Genomic DNA, 18,405 nt, shown 5'->3' on the forward strand with positions numbered 1-18,405 from the left:
TGATTTGATTCCCCGATGCGGAGCTTGCTTGCAGCGGTGTGCATCGTGGCTGTGGCGCTCGTGCCGGCATGCAGCCAGGACAAGCCGCCGAACTCGTGGTTCGACAGTCCGGGGTATCACGTTCGCGAGAACAAGGTGTACTACCTGGTCGGCTTCCCTGGTAAGGCATCCGAGATCGCCGGAGCAGACGCCGCGTCGTTTGAGACGTTCGACGGGACCTACGCGCGGGACAAGTCAACCGTGTACTTCACAGGCAGGCCCATTCCCGACGCCGACCCGGCAAGCTTTGAATTGCTCGACCGCCCAGGCTATTTCAAGGACCGTCAGCACGTCTATCTGCAGGACCGGCCGATCAGCGATGACCCGGCCCACTTCGAACTGCTCGACGGCGGCCTGGCCAAGGACAACAAGGACGTGTATTGGTCCGACGGCAGCGTGCTCTCCGACGATCCCGCACATTTCACAATCGTGTCGAACCAGGACCACTACTTGTTCACGAAGGACCGCCGCACCGTCCACGTCAACGGCAACCCGATCACCGGTGCCGACCCGGCGACGTTTGAGGTGCTTGCCGGCGCGTATTCCCGAGACGCCCAGCGCACCTTCTATTTCGCAGAGCAGATCGCGGACGCGGACCGTGGATCATTGCGCCCGCTCGACGGGCCGTACGCGAGCGACGACAGGCATGTCTACTGGATGGGCAAGCCGATCGACGGTGCCGATCCACGCACGTTCCGCGTGTTGAACGCGGACTTCGAATGCTCGGCCGATCAACAGCGTGCCTACTACCGGCTGACCGTCATCGCCAACGCCGATCCGCGGACCTTTCCGCCCGACCGCGCCGTAACCTACTGCGACGAAACGTCAATCAGGTTCAACAACTAGGCGTTTCGCTCCCACAGGCAGTTCCCGCCGAGTTGCAGGTCGAACAGTCTCGGCACCAACTGAACCTCAAGCGGTTGGCCCGGCTGGCCCTCGGCCACTTGTGGTGGTCCGACCACGCCTGGGCTGACGACCGCCGACTGCTCTGCGCGGCACCGGCTGTTGGGATCCTGTGGTGTCGCCGTCCACTCGCCCGACTTGACGCTCGGATTGCGTCGCCCCTCGCCGTGCAGCGTCATTTCGGGACCGTAGCTCAGCCATCGGTCGCTGGGCGGCTGAGGTGACGTGAGGGCCTGCCAGCGGCCGTCCTGGCACACCAACGGCAGCCTGGCGCCCGCAGGCAGCGTCATCGCGTCGGCGTAGTTCGACGAGCACGGTGAATCCGACTGCGGCGCAACGGGGTCCGCAGAAGCAACCGCTGGCGAAAGCGCCAGGGCCAGCGCCGACACGGCGAACGCCGCGCTCTTCACCGGTCTACACCTTCGTGAGGTCGGTGCGCATCAGCATCACGTTGTACTCCGACCACAGCGACAGATTCCAATACAGGTCAGTGCCGGTGCCCAGCGTGGATGGCGACCACGGATGCATCATCGGCGCGTAGATTCCGCCGCTCTGCTGCGGCATCAACACCTTTGCCGACGACCACGTCCCCTGCGGGGTGTCCGATGTCCGCATCACGATGTTGTTGAACTGGTCGCCGTAGAGCGTGACGTACTTGTTCAACGACTTGTTGTACTGCACCGACATCTCACTGACCTGGTTGCCCGCGTTGGCAACGCCGCACGCCCCGGTGTCCTGTCCGAAGACCGCGGTGGCCGCCGCTGGATTGTTCCTGTGCCACCCCGCGGGCGTAGCTCCCCATCCGAACCACCCGCCCGGCGAGCCGGCGCTGTAGTAGTCGTACTTGGTCAGGTCGAGGATGTCTCGCTCGGCGACGCGCGCCAGGTAGGCGGCGCCCTGCCGGCCGTTCGGCGTGCCATACATGTAGACGTAACCATCGCCGGGCCGCACGAACGCCGACTGCTGGAAGTTCTGGTTACCGCCCCACGGTTGGTTGTACCGCACGGTGCTCGGTGCGACGTGGAAGGTTTCGCCGTTGTCGTCAGACCATGCGATCGCGGAGTAGTTCGTCGTCCACTGTCCCGGAGCGCCCCACTGCGACACCGACATGAAGCTCACGTACTGAATTGCCCCAAACCGCGAGCCCGCGACGGGAACGGAGATGCCTGCCGTCGGGATGAGCGTCACCCCGGCGGGCAGACCCTCGGGGAAGATGACCTGCCTCGCGGTGGTCGAATTCGGGCCAAGCGGCGCGCCGCCGAACATGTTCCCGTTGAACCACTGGCCGTTCGGGATCTCCATCCCGTTCGCGAGGTTGATATCCGAACTGCGGAAGATCGTGTTGGACCGCCATGCGCCGGTCATGTTGTCGCCGCTGAACGTGTCGCCGAGGGCGATCAGGATCTGGTGTTCGTTGATCAGCGTCGTCGGGTCGTCGGGAATCCCGTTGTCCCACATGGTTCCGACATCGGTGCCCCAAACCGAGTACCGCCCAACCGTATTCGCCAGCAGTGGATTGGAGTACACGTACGGGCCCGTCACCCATCCGACGAACTGCGTCGACGGGCTGACCTGCGCGTTGGGGAACGGAAGGTACGGGTCGTCGACCGCGGCCGCCGCGAGCGCAAGACTCGTTGTCGTCTGGGAGGCGGCGAGATTGGTGGTGTTGGTGGACCGTCCGCTCAGCGCGTTGAAGAAGTTCTCGAATTCGCGACGTGCGAAGGCCAGCAGGCCCCAGATCAACGGCGGCTGAGCGGGTGTTGTCGGTGCGGCGCCGGCCAGCGGGTTCAGCACCCAGTTGACGACGCTCGAGACGACGTTGACCGCAGCCGTCAGCAGGTCCTGCGGTGCTGCGGCCGCCGGTGCCACCGCCGGTGTGGGGGACGTGGTTTGGGCGGCCTGTGCGGCCATCATCGGCGAGACGTTCACCGGCCCGGCCGCCGCGAGGGTGCGCGCATCGGCGAACACCGCGACGTTGTGGGGCTCTTGAAGCGTCGATGCCGGGTCTGGCAGCGATTGGACCGTGCGGGCAGAGGTCGCGCTGGTCGGGTCCGGCGCGGTGCTGGACGCGGTGTTGCTGTTGTTGTTCGACGTCGCCGGGTCCGGGTCCGCAGTCGGCTCCTCGGCCTCGGTCGGCTCCGCGGGCTCTTCGGTCTCGGTGGGCTCTTCGGTCGCCGAAGGCTCCTCGGTCTCCGTAGGCTCCGTCGGCTCTTCCGGAAGGGTGCCCGAAGTCCCCGTATTGGTCTGGGCACTCACCACTCCACCGGCGACGGTGGTGGACGTCGTCGTCTCGGTGGTCGTGGCTTCCGACTCTTCGGGTTCGGTGTTTTCTGGGGTCGTCGTCGAGTCGACCGAAGTGGTGCTGGTCGACGAGAGATCAGTGGAAGAGGAGTTAGTGGGCGGCGGCGATGGCGAGTCGGTCGTTTCGGCCGATGCCACGCCATGCCCGGTGGCGATCGCCGTCCCGACACCCAAGGCGACGGCTAGACCGCCGACGCGTCCCACATAACTGGCTGCTCCCATGATTTCCCTCCAAGACGCAATCCCCCTCCCCGTCAATTAGGCCTATTAGATAGCACGCCGATCCGGCCCACAGCAAAAGGGACAAATGTCCCACAAACCCCAGAGGTCGCTGTGGTTTTGATCTTGGTGGACTTTTGCGGGAACGGCCAACGGCGTGGCTACCGGTCCAGGCCGGCCTTTCGCAAAGCCTGCTGGTAGAGGTCGATGGCGTCGCCGAGCCCGTCGTTGACCCAGGCGTCGACGATGCCGACCCGGTCGGCGACCAGCTGCACTTGGGTGACCCAGCTGGCAAAGTCGGCGTCGCGACGAAGCGCGTCGATCTGCTCCTGGCTGCCCTGGATGAGGATGAAGCCGCCCAGCTCGGTGCTCTGCGGTTTGAGGATGGCGGTGTCAAAGCGCTCGATGCGCCCGTCTTGGGCCAGCCGTTCGAGGTACCCCGTAGTCGTCTCCTTGAGAAGGTCGAGGGCCTGCGTTTCGCGACCGCGCGCGGGAATCCCCCAAGCCACCCAGAGACCTGCTTGTGCCATTGCTTCCTTTTACACCAGATGCGTGACATCGCCGACGCGATCTGTGAAGCTTCGGCGCGATGACTTCGCATGGGCCGCGCCGCGCCTGGGCAGCCGTCGTGCTTCTGGCGATCGTCGGTACCCTCAACTACGCCGACCGCTTCCTGCCCGCCGTTCTGGCCGAGCCCATCAGGACCGAACTGGCGCTTTCGGACACGGCTCTCGGCGTCATCAACGGATTCGGATTCCTCATCGTGTACGCGGTCTTGGGCATCGCGATCGCGCGGATCGCGGACCGCGGTGCGTTCGGCCTGGTGATTTCGGTGTGCCTGACGTTGTGGGGCGCGATGACGATGCTGGGCGGAGCGGTGCAGTCCGGCTTCCAGCTCGCGCTGACGCGGGTCGGCGTCGCGGTGGGGGAGGCAGGCAGCACACCTGCCGCGCATGCCTACGTGGCGCGCAACTTCGCGCCGGAGCGTCGCGCGGCCCCGCTGGCCGTCATCACGATGTCGATCCCGCTGGCAAGCGCAGCGAGTCTCCTCGGCGGCGGGCTGCTGGCCGAATCGCTGGGCTGGCGAACGGCTTTCGTGGTGATGGGCGCGATCAGCGTCCTCGTCGCACCCATCGTGATCGTCGTGTTGGGGCGGCGCCAGGATATGCCTGCGGAAAAACTGCGCCCAGATGAGCACTCCGCCAAGGCATGGGATCTGCTGAAGAAGCCGAGCTATCTCGCCATCGTGTCCGGTGCTGCGTGCATTTCCGTCGCCGGATACTCGTTGACGGCGTTCGCTCCCGCATACCTTGTGCGAGTCCGCGGCATGTCGCTGGGCGAGGTCGGCTTGCAGTACGGGCTTGCCAGCGGCCTGACCGGCATTGTGGGGTTGCTGCTCGTCGGCCGATTGGCAGATCGGCTGTCGCGCAAGGACCCTCGTTGGCTGCTATGGCTGGTGGCGCTGATGACCGCGGCGATGATCCCCTTCTCGGCCCTGGCATTCGTGGTCGACAACCGGCTGCTCTGCGTGTGGTTCATCGCGCTGAGCTATGTCGTCGGGACGGCGTACATGGCACCGTCCATCGCCGCCATTCAGCGCCTCGCGCGCCCCGAGCAACGGGCGACGGCCTCGGCGATCTTTCTGTTCTTCAGCGCGGTCGTCGGTGCGGCGGGGCCGTTCGTGACGGGCGTCATCAGTGACGCGTTGAAAGCCGACCTTGGAAACATGGCTTTGGGTCGCGCGCTGCTCATCGTGCCTGCGATACAGGTGGTGGCCGTCCTCTGCTATTTGGTGGCCAGCCGACGGTTCGTCCGCGAGATCGTCGAGGAGCAACCTAAATGATCGGCTGGTCCTCCGGCCGCCGCAGGCGTAGCCACCGGTAGCCGTAGCCATCGATATCGAGCTCGATGCGGCCCTTGGGGTCGAGTTCGTGCTCCCCGAGTCCGTGGAGCAGGTCGACGAGAACTGATCCCGGCGGCACCTCATCCAATTGGATCGGCACCATGGCCTTGTCGGCCCCGAAGTTGTGCACTGCCACCATCGCCCATCCAGATCTCTCCCGGCACACGTGGGCAAGGACCGCGGAGTTGGGCTGCTTCAAGACTTCGGGCGTCGACCACCCGATCTCCGGCTGTTGTCGATACGTGTAGATGAGGTTGCGCATGAACCACCAGAAGGACTGGTGGTCGTGGCGCTGGTCGGCGGCGTTGACGCGGTCGGGACCGTAGAGACCGTCGGAGACGGGGCGGGTGACGCGCCGCTTGTCGGCCTTGGAGAAACCTCCGTTGGGACCGGCGGTCCACTGCATGGGCGAGCGAACCGCGAATCGCCCTGGGATGTTGAGGTTTTCGGCCATTCCGATCTCCTCGCCGTAGAACAGCACGGGTGTGCCGGGAAGCGAGAACGCCAGCGAGTAGACCATCCGCATCCGACGTTGGTCGCCGCCGAGCATCGAGGGAAGCCGTCGGCGCAGCCCGCGGCCGTAGAGCTGCATGTCCGGTTCGGGGCCGAACGCGTCGAAAACCTCTTGGCGCTCATCGTCGTTCAGCTTATCCAGCGTCAGCTCGTCGTGGTTGCGCACGAAGTTGGCCCACTGGCTCGTCAGGTCGAGTTGGGGTCGCTGCTGTAAAGCGTCGGCGATAGGACCCGCGTCGGCCCGAGCAAGCGAGAGATACATCGCCTGCATGCCGATGAAGTCGAACTGCATGTTGAGCCCGTCACCGTCGGGTCCGCCGAAGAACGTCAGCTGGTCCTTGTAGGGAAGGTTGACCTCGCCCAGTAAGACCGCGTCCCCGAGTCGGCGAGTGACGAAATTGCGCACGTCGCCCAGGTACTGGTTGGCGTCGAACACACCGGGGTCTCCCGGTGCGCCGTCCTTGGCAAACATGAACGGAACGGCGTCGACGCGGAATCCCGAGACCCCCAGCTCGAGCCAGAATCCGAGTGTGCGTGAAACCTCTTCCTGCACCTTGGGATTGGCGATATTGAGGTCGGGTTGGTGTTTGAGGAAGTGGTGCAGGTACCACTCGTCGGTCTGCGGATCGCGTTCCCAGATGCTGTCCTCCTGATCGGGGAAGACCACGTCCTTGCGGCTCGATTTGGGTTTGGTCGCGCTCCACACGTAGAAATCGCGGTACGGGTCGTCGGTGCTGCGGCGGGCGGACTTGAACCACGGATGGCCATCGGATGTGTGGTTCATGACGAAGTCGATGATGACCCGCAGGCCGGTCGCCCTGGCTGTGCGCACGAGTTCGACGAAGTCGCCGTGCGTGCCCAACCGCGGGTCGATACCGAAGAAGTCGGTGATGTCGTAGCCGTCGTCTTTGCGGGCGGTCGGGTAGAAAGGCATGAGCCACAAGCACGTAACGCCGAGGTCGAAGAGGTACTCGAGGCGCTCGGTCATACCGCGAAGGTCGCCGCAGCCGTCACCGTTCCCGTCGTAGAACGTCTCGACATCCGCGCAGTAGAAGACGGCGTTCTTCCACCACAGGTCGCCGGTGTCGCTGCGCCTCATGCGTTCACCGCGGTCAGCTGTGGCAGCACGTGCTCGCCGAACGTATCGATGAAGCGGGCCTGCTCTTTGCCGACGAAGTGCAGGTACAGCTCCTCCCAGCCCTGCTCGATGTCCTGGCGTAGCCACTCCAGGTGCTGACCGAGATCGCTTGAGACCCGCACGGATTGGCGCACGTGCTCGGGGGTGACCTTCTCGCCGATGACGTCGAACGCTTCCACCGTCTCGATGTCCCAGCAGACGGGCGGCGAGAAAACGTTGCTGCGCCACTGGTCGTGAGCGATCGCGACGGCCTCGTCTTCGGTGGGCGCCCAGCTGAGGTGGATCTGCAGGCGGGCGGGCCCGCGGCCACCCGCGTCACGGTAGGAATCCAGGACTTTGCTCAACGTCTCCCTCGACTGGTTGACGGTGACGAGGCCGTCGGCCCATGCGGCGTGGCGGGCCGCGGTCTCCGGGGTGACGGCGGGACCGACGAGGTCGGGGACGGTCTCGGGCAGCGTCCACAGCCGCGCCCGGTTGACGTGGACGAGTCCGCTGTGGCTGACCTCCTCACCCTTGAGCAGACGTCGGATGACGTCGACACACTCGACGAGGCGCGCATCGCGTACCTCCTTGCGCGGCCACTCCTGCCCTGTGACGCGCTCGTTGGAGGCCTCGCCCGAACCGAGCGCCGCCCAGAAGCGACCGGGAAACATCTGCGCCAGTGTCGCGATGGCCTGGGCGATGATCGCAGGGTGATAGCGCTGCCCGGGCGCGTTGACCACCCCGAAGGGCAGGTTGGTGGTGGCCAGCGCGGCGCCGAGGAAAGACCACGCGAAACCCGACTCGCCCTGACGCTCACTCCACGGGCTGAAGTGGTCTGAGGACATCCCCGCGGTGAAGCCTGCTTGCTCGGCGTGCTGGACGTCGCGGAGCAGCCGTGCGGGGTCGATCTGCTCGTGCGAACAATGAAAACCGATGACCGCCATGCAGTTGACTACCTCTTGAAGGCGTCCTTGATCTTCTCGCCTGCGCCTTTGAGATCCGACTTCGTCTGATCGCCCTTGCCCCTGGCTTCGGTTTCCCGGTCGCCGGTGGCCTTGCCGACCGCCTCTTTGGCCTTGCCTCCGAGTTCCTGCGCCTTGTTCTTGGCCTTATCTGTTGCGCTCATGTCCTGCTCCTACTTCGCGGGGTTCGGTCGTCTGGCCGACGGTCCCGGTACGGGGTACCTCACCAGGTGATCCCCAAACGTCGCGGGTTCAACGGCAGCGATGCCGGGTACTTGCTCACCCATCGCCCAACGACTTTCAAGGAGGCGAAAGTGTCGAGCAACACGTCGAATACGGCAGCGAAGATCCTCTACCGCCCCATGGGTCTTGCCGGTTCCATCATCGGCGGACTGATAGCCGGGTCCATTTTCAAGCAGGTTTGGAAGCATGCGGCACCTGGCGACAAACCGGACCCGCCGAAGCCGCTGGAGACGGAGTATCCGTTCAAACAGATCCTGGTGGCAGCGGCCATCCAGGGCGCGATTTTCTCTGTGGTGAAAACGGTCATCGATCGCCAGGGCGCCCGCCTGTTCGAGCGATGGACCGGTGAGTGGCCAGGCGACTGAATAGATCCATGGAAAGCGGGCGAGTTCGGTAGGTTCGCCATCGTGGCCGAGCTGACCAACCGCCAAATCGTGCTGCGTCGACGCCCGACCGGGTTGGTCCAACCCGAGGACACCGAGCTGGTCACCTCGCCGGCGCCCGTACCGGCCGAAGGTGAGGCGCTGGTCCGCACCACCTACGTTGGCATCGATGCGGCAGCGCGCACCTGGCTCAACGATCAGCCGGGCTACCTCCCGCCGGTGCAGCTGGGCGAAGTCATCCGGGCTGCCGGAATCGGCGAGGTCGTGGCGTCGCGCTGCGATGCCTATGCCGTCGGCGACGTGGTCACCACGCTCACCGGATTCCAGGAGTACGTCATCAGTCGCGACGACGTATTCACCACTCCCGTACCGGGACCCGCAGTGGATCAGCTGGCAGCGATGTCCGTGTACGGGCCGACCGGCGCGACGGCGTACTTCGGGATGAACGGCATCGGCAAGCCAGCGCCGGGGGAGACGGTGGTGGTCTCGGCCGCGGCGGGGGCCACCGGGTCGGTGGCCGGCCAGATCGCGAAGATCGCCGGCGCCAGGGTGGTCGGTATCGCGGGCGGACCGGAAAAGTGCCGGGCGGTGGTCGAAGACTTCGGGTTCGACGCGTGCATCGACTATCGCCAGGGGGACCTGCCCGCGGCGCTCAAGCAGCACTGCCCGCAGGGAGTGAACGTCTATTTCGACAACGTCGGCGGGCCGATCCTCGACGCGGTGCTTGGCCGGCTTGCCCATAAGGCACGTGTGGTTCTGTGCGGTGTCATCTCCAGCTATCTGACCGGTGAACACCCGGGTCCCGTCAACTACGTGAACCTCCTGGCGAAGACCGCGTCGATGCAGGGTTTCAACGCCCTCGACCAGTGGGGCCAGTTCGACGAGGCTTTCGCGGCGCTGCGTCAGTGGGAGGCCGACGGCCGGCTCGTGCATCGCCAGACCATCCTCGATGGCATCGAATCCTGCGTGGATGCCCTGAATGGCCTGTTTACCGGCGTCAACATTGGCAAGATGCTCGTCAAAGTCAATGAGCCCACCCGGGCTTGAGGAGGCCGCCGTGTTCGACATCAAGATCACAGGGGGCACGGTGGTGGATGGCACTGGTGCCGACCGCTATCTCGCCGACGTCGGCATCGCGGACGGCCGGATCGTCGAGGTGCGCCGCCGAGGAGAGGCCGACCCGGGTCTGGAAGGTGAGGCCCGCGAGACCATCGATGCGACAGGGCGGGTCGTCGCGCCCGGATTCGTCGACATCCACACCCACTACGACGGCCAGGTCAGTTGGGACAGCCTGCTCGAACCGTCGAGTGCTCACGGCGTGACGACCATCGTCATGGGCAACTGCGGTGTGGGATTCGCGCCCGTCGCACCCGGGCGCGAAGAGTGGTTGATCGAGCTGATGGAGGGTGTCGAGGACATTCCAGGCAGCGCGCTCACCGAAGGCATCTCATGGGGATGGCAGAGCTATCCGGAGTACCTCGACGTGGTCGAGAAGCGGGAGCTCGCAGTCGATGTCGGCAGCCAGGTCGCGCACGGCGCGATCCGCGCCTATGCGATGGGCGAGCGTGGCGCCCGCAACGAGCCGGCGACGCCGGAGGACATCGACGCGATGGGCCGACTGGTGCGCGAAGCCATCGAGGCAGGCGCGCTGGGCTTTTCGACGTCACGGACCATCGCGCACAAGGCCATGGACGGTGAGCCGGTGCCCGGTACCTTCGCCGCCGAGGATGAACTCTTCGGTCTTGGCCGGGCGATGGCGGCGGGTGGCCGTGCGGTGTTCGAGCTCGCGCCGGAAGGCTCAGCGGGCGAAGACATCGTGGCTCCCAAACGCGAGCTCGAATGGATGAAAAGGCTTGCCGGAGAAATCGATCGGCCGGTCTCGTTCGCGCTGATCCAAGTGGATGCCGCGCCGACTCTCTGGCGTGAGCAGTTGGAGGTTTCCGCCGCGGCGCATGCGCAGGGTTCTCCGCTGTATCCACAGGTCGCCGCGCGGCCATTCGGAATGCTGATCGGCTTTCCTGGACACCACGCGTTCACGCATCGGCCCACATACCGCAAATTGAAGTCCGAACTGGGGCGTGACGAGCTTGCGGCGACGCTCGCCGATCCGAACGTCAAGGCGGCGATCCTGTCGGAGGCCGACCTTCCGCCGGATCCGGCGCTGCAATTCGACGCCATGTACTTGCTGGTTCAGTACTCGTTGGATCGGCTGTACGTACTCGGTGAGCCGCCCGATTACGAGCCGACGCCCGACCGCGCCGTCGCGGCGATTGCCCAGGCACGCGGTGAAGATCCGCTGGCCGTGCTCTACGACCTGATGCTGGACTCGAACGCAGGCGCCATGCTGATGCTGCCGTTCTTCAACTACTCCGATCGCAACCACGACGCGATTCGCGAAATGCTCACCCACCCCGCTGGAGTCGTCGGCCTGTCCGACGGCGGTGCGCACTGCGGGTTGATCTGTGACGCGTCCTATCCCACGTTCCTGCTGACTCACTGGGCGCGCGACCGCCACCGCGGTGAGAAGCTCCCCCTGGAGTACGTGGTGCGCAAGCAAAGCCATGACACAGCACAGCTTTTCGGCTTGACGGACCGCGGCACCATCGAGGCCGGCAAGAAGGCGGACGTCAACGTGATCGACATGGCTGCGTTGACCCTGCACGCGCCGCGAATGGCCTATGACCTGCCCGCGGGCGGCCAACGATTGGTCCAGGGTGCCAGCGGCTATGCGGCCACCATCGTCAGTGGCGTGGTCACCCGCCGCGACAGTGCCGACACCGGCGCACGGCCCGGTCGATTGGTGCGCGGCGCGAGGTGATCGGCGCGCCAGGGATGATCTGCCGCCGCATCGGCGTTTATTGGACGGAACGGTCAAGAACTGGCCATCACTGATCGATCTGCGGAGGTTGTCATGAGTCAAGAACAAGTAGTCGCGCTCGTCACAGGGGCCAACCGGGGACTGGGCAGGCAGTTCGCCGCCGAGCTGGTGGCGCGCGGCGCCAAGGTTTACGCAGCGGCGCGGCGGCCGGAAAGCGTCGACCTTCCTGGTGTAGTCCCCGTCCAGCTCGACATTACCGATCCGGAGTCGGTGCGACGTGCCGCCGAGATCGCAACGGATGTCACCGTGCTGGTCAACAACGCAGGGGTGTCGACGCGCGCGCAGTTGCTCACAGGGCTGATCGAGGACATCCGACTCGAGATGGACACGCACTACTTCGGCACCCTCAACGTCACCAGAGCGTTCGCGCCGATCATCGAGCGAAACGGCGGCGGGGCCATTCTCAACGTGCTTTCGGTCTTGTCGTGGTTGCACGTGCCGACGTCCGGTGCCTATTCCGCGGCGAAGGCGGCGGCATGGGCGATGACCGATGCGGTGCGCACCGAACTCGCGCCGCGCGGCGTGCACGTGGCTGCGCTGCACGTCGGCTATATGGACACCGACATGGTGAGCTACATCCCTGCCGACCAGAAGATCGATCCGGCGGTGGTTGCCAAGCTGGCACTCGACGGTTTGTTCGCCGGTGAAACCGAGATTCTCGCTGACGAACTGTCAAGGAGCGCAAAGGCGCAACTGTCCGGCTAACCGATTACGGCCACGTCCTCGAGCGCCAGATCCGCCTCCTTCAGAAGAACGGATTGGGCCTCCTGGTAGATCCGCCATGCATCCTCGGGGTCGTCTCCGACGGCGGTTAGGCCGACGCGACCGCATTCGGTGAGACAGCTGATCATGTGGAACACCACCCCGGTACGACGGGCTTGGTCGAAGTGAAGGCCGTGGTCTACCACGATGTCGAAGAGGTCCGTGACGGTCAGCGTCTTGAGCCGGACGTCTTCGAAGTGGTCGGTGGCCACCAGGTACTTGGGCGTGCCCGCCGGGGTCAGGAACACGCTGCGCTCACCGTCATAGCAGCCGTCCGTGAGGAACTGCAGGGTCAGGAACGGATGGGTGGTACCGCCCTTGCGGAGGTTCAGCTCGATCGCATACGGCGTCCATGCGCCGCTATCATCTTGTACCACAACGAAATCGACCGCGAACCGGCCGAGCACGCCCAGCTTCGAGAGGTGCCGCCCGATCACCATCGCTGGCTCTGCGATGGCCGCGGCGTACTCGGGACTCGCCGGGAACACGCAGCCGAGGTACTTCTGACCGCTCGCGCCACCGAGAACCTGGTCGTGGGTGGACAGCAGTTCGACGGTGCCGTCGGGCAGTGCCCGCATCTGCACACTGGGGCTCGTCAGCGTGGCTCCGGTGATCCGCTCCTCGACGATGCCGCCATGCTTGGCGAACGCGGCCAGGAATGCATCGACAGCAAGGTCTTCGGCCTCCGGTTGCATGGCCAGCAGGCAGTCGGTGATCGCGGCCGCCTCGTTCGACGAGCCGGCGGCGGGCAGGCCCTTCAGATCGACAAGGGCGTTGCCTGCCCCGGAGACACCCTCGTTGAGCTTCACGATCGCTTGACTCAGCGTCGGCCGCCTCGCGCGCATGCTCTGCACGCCGGCCACGATGTCGTCGACCGTGTGCAGGTCCTCCGCCCCGACCGGGCATGGCACCCCGAGTTCCTCGAACGTCCTGCGGCAGCCGGTCTTGCTGCCGAGGTCCGCAAGCCGCGGATCCGAGCCGTACATCGGGATACCCAGGCTGAGGGCGACGTCGCGTTCCAGTGGTGTGGTGTTGTACGGGATCAGGTGGCAGCGGGCCGCGTTGGGGATCAGCGCCCGGATCTCCCGCAGAAGTCGCGGCCGCGCAAGCAGTTTCGCGCTGAGCGGGTCGGTCGAGGCGTCACCGACCGGCACGAGCGTGAGCCGGGCGCGGGCATGGCTGGGGATGACCCCGGGAAGCAATCCGAGGTAGTACTCGACGATCGATTCGGATATCGGCTGCGATGTCACGTAGATCATGTGCAGTCTCGGCTGGCGGAGTAGCAGGAGCAGAAACAGCGCGCGTTCCTCCAGAGCCGCCATAACGGTTCCGCTGCCCGGCGTGGTGCGTTCGATGCTGATCGACGGGACCACGACGACCGATTCGTCGGGCAGGCCGCGTCGCATCGACTCCCAAACCTGTGGCATCGACAGTTGCAGATCGTCGAAGCAGCGGTAGCGCTCCTGTTCGTCGAGGTGCGACAGCTGTGTCATGAGTTCACCCGTCTTTCTTGAGCCCGGTGATGTTGTGGACCCGCACCAAGCGACTGAATCCCTTGGGCTGCATATCGCCAACCATTTCCGATACGGCTACGTGCTCGGTGGCAGCGAGCACGCGGTCGGTGACCAACACCTGCCAGGGGCCTGCGTCAGAACACAGTCGTGCCGCAAGATTCGTGACACTGCCGATGGCCGCGTAGTCGAAACGGCCCTCGAAGCCGATTCTGCCAAGGGTCGCGTAGCCCTGGGCGATCCCGATTCCGACGGGCAGGTCGTGGCCCTTCCGGAACCATTGTGCGTAAAGGGCTTTGACGGCGTCGCGCAGCTCCAACGCCATCCGGACGGCGCGCTCGGCGGCGTCGTCGCATGGGACCGGATCGTTGAAGAACACCATGATGCCGTCGCCGGTGAACCGCTCGAGCGTGCCTTCGTAGGCGTGCACCAACGACCCGATGGCCCGGTGATAGTCGGCAAGCACGCCCATCACCTCTTCGGGCTCGCTGGCTTCGGCGAAGGGCGTGAAGTTCCTGAGATCGGTGAACACCACCACGATTTCGCGGCGATGGCTGCCCAACAGGTTCTCATCGCTGATCACCAGCTCCGCCAGCTGTGGTGACAAGAATCGGCGTAGCCGGTTGGTGCGCTCCAGCTCGGCGACCTGCCTGGCGACGCGCGTCTCGAGTTCCATGTTCCATTTGGTGAGCTCGTCGGTCTGACGCCGGATGGTGTCGTGATACCGCTTGATCCGCGCCAGCGACGCCACCCTGGCGAGCAGCTCGCTCTTGTCGAACGGCTTGGTGACGAAGTCGTCGGCGCCGGACTCGAGGGCGGCCAGGCGCTGTTCACTTCCGCTGGCCGTAATCATCACGACGGGAAGGAATTCCGTCGCAGGCGTGGACCGGATCCTGCGACACACCTCATGCCCATCCATGCCCGGCATCACGATGTCGAGCAGCACGAGGTCGACATCTTCGGTTTCGAGCAACGCGAGCGCTTCCGGTCCTGAGGCCGAGGTGATAACCCGATAGCCGCGCGGAGTGAGGACCGCGTCGAGCAGCCTCAGGTTGGCAGGCTGGTCGTCGACGCCCAACACCGTCACGGGCCGGTCCATCACTGCGTCCGCCTCGCGAGGAGCGCCTCGACCTGACCGGGTAGTGCTCGCACGCTGATCGGCTTCTCGACATAGCCGTCGAAGCCGGCCAGAGTGGCACGCTCCCGATCCTCGGCCATCGCGAAGGCGGTGACGGCGACCACCGGGACGTCCGGCTCCAGGCCGTCCTGCCTCAGCCTGCGCAGCGTCTCTGTTCCGTCGATGCCGGGCAGTTGGAGATCCATCAGGACAAGGTCTGGGGGATTCTCCTTGGCGGCGCGCAGGCCGTCTTCCCCAGACTGGGCCTCGATGACGTGGTAGCCAGCGACCTGCAGAACGTCACGGACAAGTTTGAGGTTCAGCGGATTGTCCTCGACGACGAGGATTCGGCGCGGCGTCACGATGCCTCTGGTTTGGTCAGAGCGCCGACGTGTGTCAGGGCGTCGACCAGTTCGTCGCGCCGAATTGGCTTGAGCAGATACGTGTCTGCACCGAGTGACAGACCGCGAGGCCGATCGTCGACGACTGAGGCGATCACCACCGGAATTACGGCGGTGACGGGGTCAGCCTTGAGTTCGGCCAACACCTGCCAGCCGTCAAGGCGTGGCAGCTTGATGTCGAGCACGACCGCGGCCGGCAGAACTCCGCGGATCACCTCGAGAGCCTCGACGCCGTCGCGGGCCCGCAGCACCCGGGTGGGTGAACCGTCCAGGTAGGCCTCGAGTAGATCAAGCGACGCGCGGTCGTCGTCGACGAGGACGATGACCGGCAGCTTCCCGTTCCCCGGGGAAATGGCCTCCTGCTGCCGCTCGAACAGGCCAGGGATCGAGAAGCCGAACGTGCTTCCGGCGCCGGGCGTGCTGTCGAGCCACATCCGTCCGCCGAACAGGCCGACGAGGCGTCGCGACAGCGTCAGTCCAAGGCCGGTGCCCTCCTCCTTCGGGGCTCCGCGGCGGCCCTGTTGGAAGGATTCGAAGATCCGTTCCTGGTCCTCGGGCGCCACCCCGATGCCGGTGTCGGTCACCGTGACGGTGAGTGCGGTCCCCTCGCGGTAGGCGCGGATGGAAACGCTGCCGCCGTCGGGCGTGAACTTGACGGCGTTGGAGAGCAGGTTCAGCAGAACCTGTTTGAATTTCAACTCGTCGAGTTCGACCGTCCCGACGTCCTCGGCGACCTCCACCGTGACGGTGATGGCGTGCCGAGTCGCCCGTTCGCGGACCATGGCAAGTGAGTACTCCAGGGCGCTTTCGACGCTGAACGTGGTGGGCTCGAGCACCATCTGACCCGCTTCGACTTTCGACAGGTCCAGGATCTCGTTGAGCAGCTCGAGGAGGTGCCTGCCCGAGTTCCAGATGTCGCGCAGGTACTCGTCCTGGCGCTCGTTGAGTTCGCCGAACATGCGGTCCAGTAGCACCTCCGAGAAGCCGATCACCGCGTTCAACGGGGTTCGCAGTTCGTGGGACATGCTGGCCAGGAATTCCGACTTGTGATGGCTGGCGATCTCGAGTTCTTTGGTCTTGGTCTGCAACTCCCTGAACAGGCGTGCGTTGACGATGGCCAGCGCCGACTGGCTGGCGAAAGTCTGGAGCAGCTCGGTCATGTCGGGTGGGAACGGGCCTGTGCTCCTGCGCCGGATCACCAGCACGCCCACGATCTTGTCGCCGCGCAGCATGGGAACCGCGAGCACCGAGCGCCAGCCGTCGCGGAACAGGACCTCCAGGTGAGGGTCGAGGTCCGCCTTTGACAGGTCGGGGACCTCGCGGGGCTGGTTTTCCAGAGCGGTCTGACCCACGAGCGTCGATTCGCGATGGATCGTGATTGCGCGTAGCTGTTCCAGCAGTTCGGGGCTGCTGCCGAAAGCGGCTCTGACGTGGAAGCAATCGCCAGCCTCGTCGTACTCCATGATCGAACCGCCGTCGGTTCCGGTGAGCCGCACCGCGTTGGTGACGATTTGATCGAGCACCTCGTCGAGGTCGAGGCTGGAACCGATGGCCTCGCCCACCTCGCGCAGCGCCTCCAGCTGATCGACCTTGCTGGCCAGCTCGGCCCCTCTTGACTCGAGTCGCAGCGCGATCGCGCCCTGAGCAGCGAACTCCTCGAGGAGTTCGCGTTCGCGGTCGTCGAAGGGCGCGACGTCGGTCCGCCACATCGATAGCACGCCGACGACCTCGTCCTCCAGGATCATCGGCGTGGACAGAAGGGTGCGGAAACCGGTGAGTTTCTGCAGGTCGCTGCGCCCGTAGTCGGCGTCCTTGAGTACGTCGGGAATGTGATGGGTGCTCATGTCTTCGGCCGCGCGCCCAATTGCCGACGAACGGTTGCGGGCGAGCGGGACATCCTGCAGGTGTTTGGCATAGTCCGCCGGGATCTCGCCGGAGACACGCGACAGGCGGAACACGTCGCCGTCAAGCAGGTACAGCTGGGCGGCATGTGCGCCGCACAGGCGCGCGGCGTTCTCGACGACTGTGTCCAGGACGTCCCCGGGGTTGGCCGCCGCCCGGCCGAGAGCCGCGAGGATCTCGCGGCTCGCCGCGGATTGGTGGCGGGCGTCCCGCAACTCTTGGTGTTGCCGGAAAGAGGCCCTCGAGGTGCGGGACGTGCGTTCGCTCGAATCGGCCAAGGTTCCCCCTTCGACGCTCATGTCAGTTTCTGCCTTTTCGCTGGTCTGGTCAGGGCAATGACAATTTGCGATCGAAAGGTCAGCAGACGATGTCGACGTAGACGGTGTTGCTTGTCACCGTGGTGACTAGCTGGTCCCAGGCTCCGGGCTGGCCGGATCCGGTGTCGGTGCGTGAGAACGTCTGGCCGGGGCGGACCGCGCTGACCGTGCACTGCTCGGTCGGAGCGGTGCCGACGCGATTCACGATGACGTCGAAGCCCTGTGCTTTCAGCTGGTCGATCGTGGCATCGACGGATGACGGTCCTGCCGGGGCGGCGTTGGCGGTTGCAGTCAGTCCGAGCGCTGTCGCGGTGAGTGCGCCTGCGACGAGGGAACTGAGTAGGAAGCTCTTCATGGTCCTGTCTTTCTGGTGCGTTTGGTGCGGTATCTCCGCAGTTAGAGCGTCGGTCGCGTCAGGTGCGGTGAATTCAGTAGCGGACCACTGCAATTTCGCCCGGGTGGGCGCTGTCCTACTTAGCCGCGACGTCGACCGCGGAGCAGGTTCGCGAGTTCGTCGCGGCTGGTGGTTCCGGTCTTCGACATGGCCCGGTAGATGTGGCTTTCGACGGTGCGTACCGAAAGCGACAGTCGCTCGGCCACTGCGCGGTTGGATGCTCCGTCGGCGATCAACATGCCGATCTCGAGTTCGCGGTCGGTCAGCGGTAACGGCTCGCTCACCTGGCGAAGCGCGGGGGTGCTGGCGCCGCCGCATTGCTGAGCCAGCGCGTCCGCGCGCGTCGAGCATGTCAACGCCGACCCGCGCATGTCTTGTCGGCGATACCCGTTGGCCGCATGAGCGGCCGCATCAGCGGCCGCCAGCAGGTCGCCCATGCGCTCGAAGTCCTCGGACACGGCGACCAATTCGGCGGCGTCGCCGTCACGGAGGGCTTCGGCGAATCGGGCCGCAAGTGTTGCGCGCGGTCCCTCGACG

Annotated in this window: 18 protein-coding genes; 6 read left to right on the forward strand and 12 right to left on the reverse strand. The window is 65.4% G+C overall.

Annotated elements, in window-relative coordinates; all coding sequences use genetic code 11:
* Positions 1-15 precede the first annotated feature (15 nt).
* Positions 16-885 carry a DKNYY domain-containing protein gene (locus tag VFH65_RS10090; RefSeq protein ID WP_353321116.1) on the forward strand — a complete coding sequence of 290 codons (870 nt, stop codon included), beginning with the start codon at positions 16-18 and terminating at the stop codon, positions 883-885.
* Here VFH65_RS10090 and VFH65_RS10095 read toward each other — a convergent pair.
* The 3 genes from VFH65_RS10095 to VFH65_RS10105 form a co-directional block, all read right to left on the reverse strand.
* Positions 882-1,352: a hypothetical protein gene (locus VFH65_RS10095; protein WP_353321117.1), complete on the reverse strand. Its 471-nt coding sequence runs from the start codon at positions 1,350-1,352 to the stop codon at positions 882-884. The two genes, VFH65_RS10090 and VFH65_RS10095, sit on opposite strands and share 4 nt — an antisense overlap.
* A gap of 4 nt (positions 1,353-1,356) precedes the next feature.
* Positions 1,357-3,465 carry a DUF4185 domain-containing protein gene (locus VFH65_RS10100; RefSeq protein WP_353321118.1) on the reverse strand — a complete coding sequence of 703 codons (2,109 nt, stop codon included), beginning with the start codon at positions 3,463-3,465 and terminating at the stop codon, positions 1,357-1,359.
* A gap of 158 nt (positions 3,466-3,623) precedes the next feature.
* Complete coding sequence (locus VFH65_RS10105; protein ID WP_353321120.1) at positions 3,624-3,992, reverse strand: hypothetical protein; 369 nt, start codon at positions 3,990-3,992, stop codon at positions 3,624-3,626.
* A 59-nt stretch (positions 3,993-4,051) separates the two neighbouring features.
* Here VFH65_RS10105 and VFH65_RS10110 point away from each other — a divergent pair, with 59 nt between their 5' ends.
* Entirely contained in the window at positions 4,052-5,305 is a 1,254-nt protein-coding gene (locus VFH65_RS10110) for a spinster family MFS transporter (RefSeq protein ID WP_353321122.1), read from the forward strand.
* On the opposite strand, the gene VFH65_RS10115 is transcribed toward VFH65_RS10110, so the two are convergent.
* From VFH65_RS10115 to VFH65_RS10125, 3 genes are read right to left on the reverse strand one after another with little or no spacing between them, the layout of a single operon-like run.
* Entirely contained in the window at positions 5,298-6,977 is a 1,680-nt protein-coding gene (locus VFH65_RS10115) for an alpha-amylase family protein (protein ID WP_353321124.1), read from the reverse strand. The two genes, VFH65_RS10110 and VFH65_RS10115, sit on opposite strands and share 8 nt — an antisense overlap.
* A complete protein-coding gene (locus VFH65_RS10120) occupies positions 6,974-7,942 on the reverse strand; it encodes a TIGR03885 family FMN-dependent LLM class oxidoreductase (protein ID WP_353321126.1) in 969 nt (322 codons plus the stop codon). The genes VFH65_RS10115 and VFH65_RS10120 overlap by 4 nt, the downstream gene beginning before the upstream one ends.
* 8 nt (positions 7,943-7,950) lie before the next feature.
* Complete coding sequence (locus tag VFH65_RS10125) at positions 7,951-8,124, reverse strand: CsbD family protein (RefSeq protein ID WP_353321128.1); 174 nt, start codon at positions 8,122-8,124, stop codon at positions 7,951-7,953.
* A 150-nt stretch (positions 8,125-8,274) separates the two neighbouring features.
* On the opposite strand from VFH65_RS10125, the gene VFH65_RS10130 reads away from it, so the two are divergent.
* From VFH65_RS10130 to VFH65_RS10145, 4 genes are all read left to right on the forward strand, one after another.
* Positions 8,275-8,568: a DUF4235 domain-containing protein gene (locus VFH65_RS10130; RefSeq protein ID WP_353321130.1), complete on the forward strand. Its 294-nt coding sequence runs from the start codon at positions 8,275-8,277 to the stop codon at positions 8,566-8,568.
* A gap of 42 nt (positions 8,569-8,610) precedes the next feature.
* A complete protein-coding gene (locus VFH65_RS10135) occupies positions 8,611-9,633 on the forward strand; it encodes an NADP-dependent oxidoreductase (RefSeq protein ID WP_353321131.1) in 1,023 nt (340 codons plus the stop codon).
* A gap of 10 nt (positions 9,634-9,643) precedes the next feature.
* Positions 9,644-11,404, forward strand: a complete 1,761-nt coding sequence (locus tag VFH65_RS10140) for an N-acyl-D-amino-acid deacylase family protein (protein ID WP_353321133.1) — start codon at positions 9,644-9,646, stop codon at positions 11,402-11,404.
* Between the two features lie 93 nt (positions 11,405-11,497).
* A complete protein-coding gene (locus VFH65_RS10145; RefSeq protein WP_353321134.1) occupies positions 11,498-12,169 on the forward strand; it encodes an SDR family oxidoreductase in 672 nt (223 codons plus the stop codon).
* On the opposite strand, the gene VFH65_RS10150 is transcribed toward VFH65_RS10145, so the two are convergent.
* The 6 genes from VFH65_RS10150 to VFH65_RS10175 all read right to left on the reverse strand — a co-directional run.
* The gene (locus tag VFH65_RS10150) at positions 12,166-13,719 is read right to left on the reverse strand and encodes a peptide ligase PGM1-related protein (RefSeq protein WP_353321135.1); all 1,554 of its coding nucleotides are present in this window, start codon (positions 13,717-13,719) and stop codon (positions 12,166-12,168) included. The genes VFH65_RS10145 and VFH65_RS10150 overlap by 4 nt on opposite strands.
* Positions 13,720-13,723: 4 nt before the next feature.
* Positions 13,724-14,836 carry an adenylate/guanylate cyclase domain-containing protein gene (locus VFH65_RS10155; protein WP_353321136.1) on the reverse strand — a complete coding sequence of 371 codons (1,113 nt, stop codon included), beginning with the start codon at positions 14,834-14,836 and terminating at the stop codon, positions 13,724-13,726.
* The gene (locus VFH65_RS10160) at positions 14,836-15,216 is read right to left on the reverse strand and encodes a response regulator (RefSeq protein WP_353321137.1); all 381 of its coding nucleotides are present in this window, start codon (positions 15,214-15,216) and stop codon (positions 14,836-14,838) included. The genes VFH65_RS10155 and VFH65_RS10160 overlap by 1 nt, the downstream gene beginning before the upstream one ends.
* A complete protein-coding gene (locus VFH65_RS10165) occupies positions 15,213-17,456 on the reverse strand; it encodes a GAF domain-containing protein (protein ID WP_353321139.1) in 2,244 nt (747 codons plus the stop codon). Before VFH65_RS10165 ends, VFH65_RS10160 begins: the two co-directional genes overlap by 4 nt.
* Before the next feature lie 58 nt (positions 17,457-17,514).
* Positions 17,515-17,829 carry a hypothetical protein gene (locus tag VFH65_RS10170; RefSeq protein WP_353321141.1) on the reverse strand — a complete coding sequence of 105 codons (315 nt, stop codon included), beginning with the start codon at positions 17,827-17,829 and terminating at the stop codon, positions 17,515-17,517.
* 119 nt (positions 17,830-17,948) lie between these two features.
* Positions 17,949-18,405: helix-turn-helix domain-containing protein (locus tag VFH65_RS10175; RefSeq protein ID WP_353321143.1), on the reverse strand; the 457-nt coding region annotated here is incomplete at its 5' end.

Source organism: Mycobacterium sp. (assembly GCF_035697385.1).
Classification (GTDB): domain Bacteria; phylum Actinomycetota; class Actinomycetes; order Mycobacteriales; family Mycobacteriaceae; genus Mycobacterium.

Bases quoted from the DNA above. Each gene is read 5' to 3' on its own strand.
- VFH65_RS10125 (WP_353321128.1), bottom strand. From the start codon at position 8,124: ATGAGCGCAACAGATAAGGCCAAGAACAAGGCGCAGGAACTCGGAGGC.
- VFH65_RS10105 (WP_353321120.1), bottom strand. From the start codon at position 3,992: ATGGCACAAGCAGGTCTCTGGGTGGCTTGGGGGATTCCCGCGCGCGGT.
- VFH65_RS10170 (WP_353321141.1), bottom strand. From the start codon at position 17,829: ATGAAGAGCTTCCTACTCAGTTCCCTCGTCGCAGGCGCACTCACCGCG.
- VFH65_RS10120 (WP_353321126.1), bottom strand. From the start codon at position 7,942: ATGGCGGTCATCGGTTTTCATTGTTCGCACGAGCAGATCGACCCCGCA.
- VFH65_RS10150 (WP_353321135.1), bottom strand. From the start codon at position 13,719: ATGACACAGCTGTCGCACCTCGACGAACAGGAGCGCTACCGCTGCTTC.
- VFH65_RS10115 (WP_353321124.1), bottom strand. From the start codon at position 6,977: ATGAGGCGCAGCGACACCGGCGACCTGTGGTGGAAGAACGCCGTCTTC.
- VFH65_RS10155 (WP_353321136.1), bottom strand. From the start codon at position 14,836: ATGGACCGGCCCGTGACGGTGTTGGGCGTCGACGACCAGCCTGCCAAC.
- VFH65_RS10110 (WP_353321122.1), top strand. From the start codon at position 4,052: ATGACTTCGCATGGGCCGCGCCGCGCCTGGGCAGCCGTCGTGCTTCTG.
- VFH65_RS10090 (WP_353321116.1), top strand. From the start codon at position 16: ATGCGGAGCTTGCTTGCAGCGGTGTGCATCGTGGCTGTGGCGCTCGTG.
- VFH65_RS10145 (WP_353321134.1), top strand. From the start codon at position 11,498: ATGAGTCAAGAACAAGTAGTCGCGCTCGTCACAGGGGCCAACCGGGGA.
- VFH65_RS10100 (WP_353321118.1), bottom strand. From the start codon at position 3,465: ATGGGAGCAGCCAGTTATGTGGGACGCGTCGGCGGTCTAGCCGTCGCC.
- VFH65_RS10165 (WP_353321139.1), bottom strand. From the start codon at position 17,456: ATGAGCGTCGAAGGGGGAACCTTGGCCGATTCGAGCGAACGCACGTCC.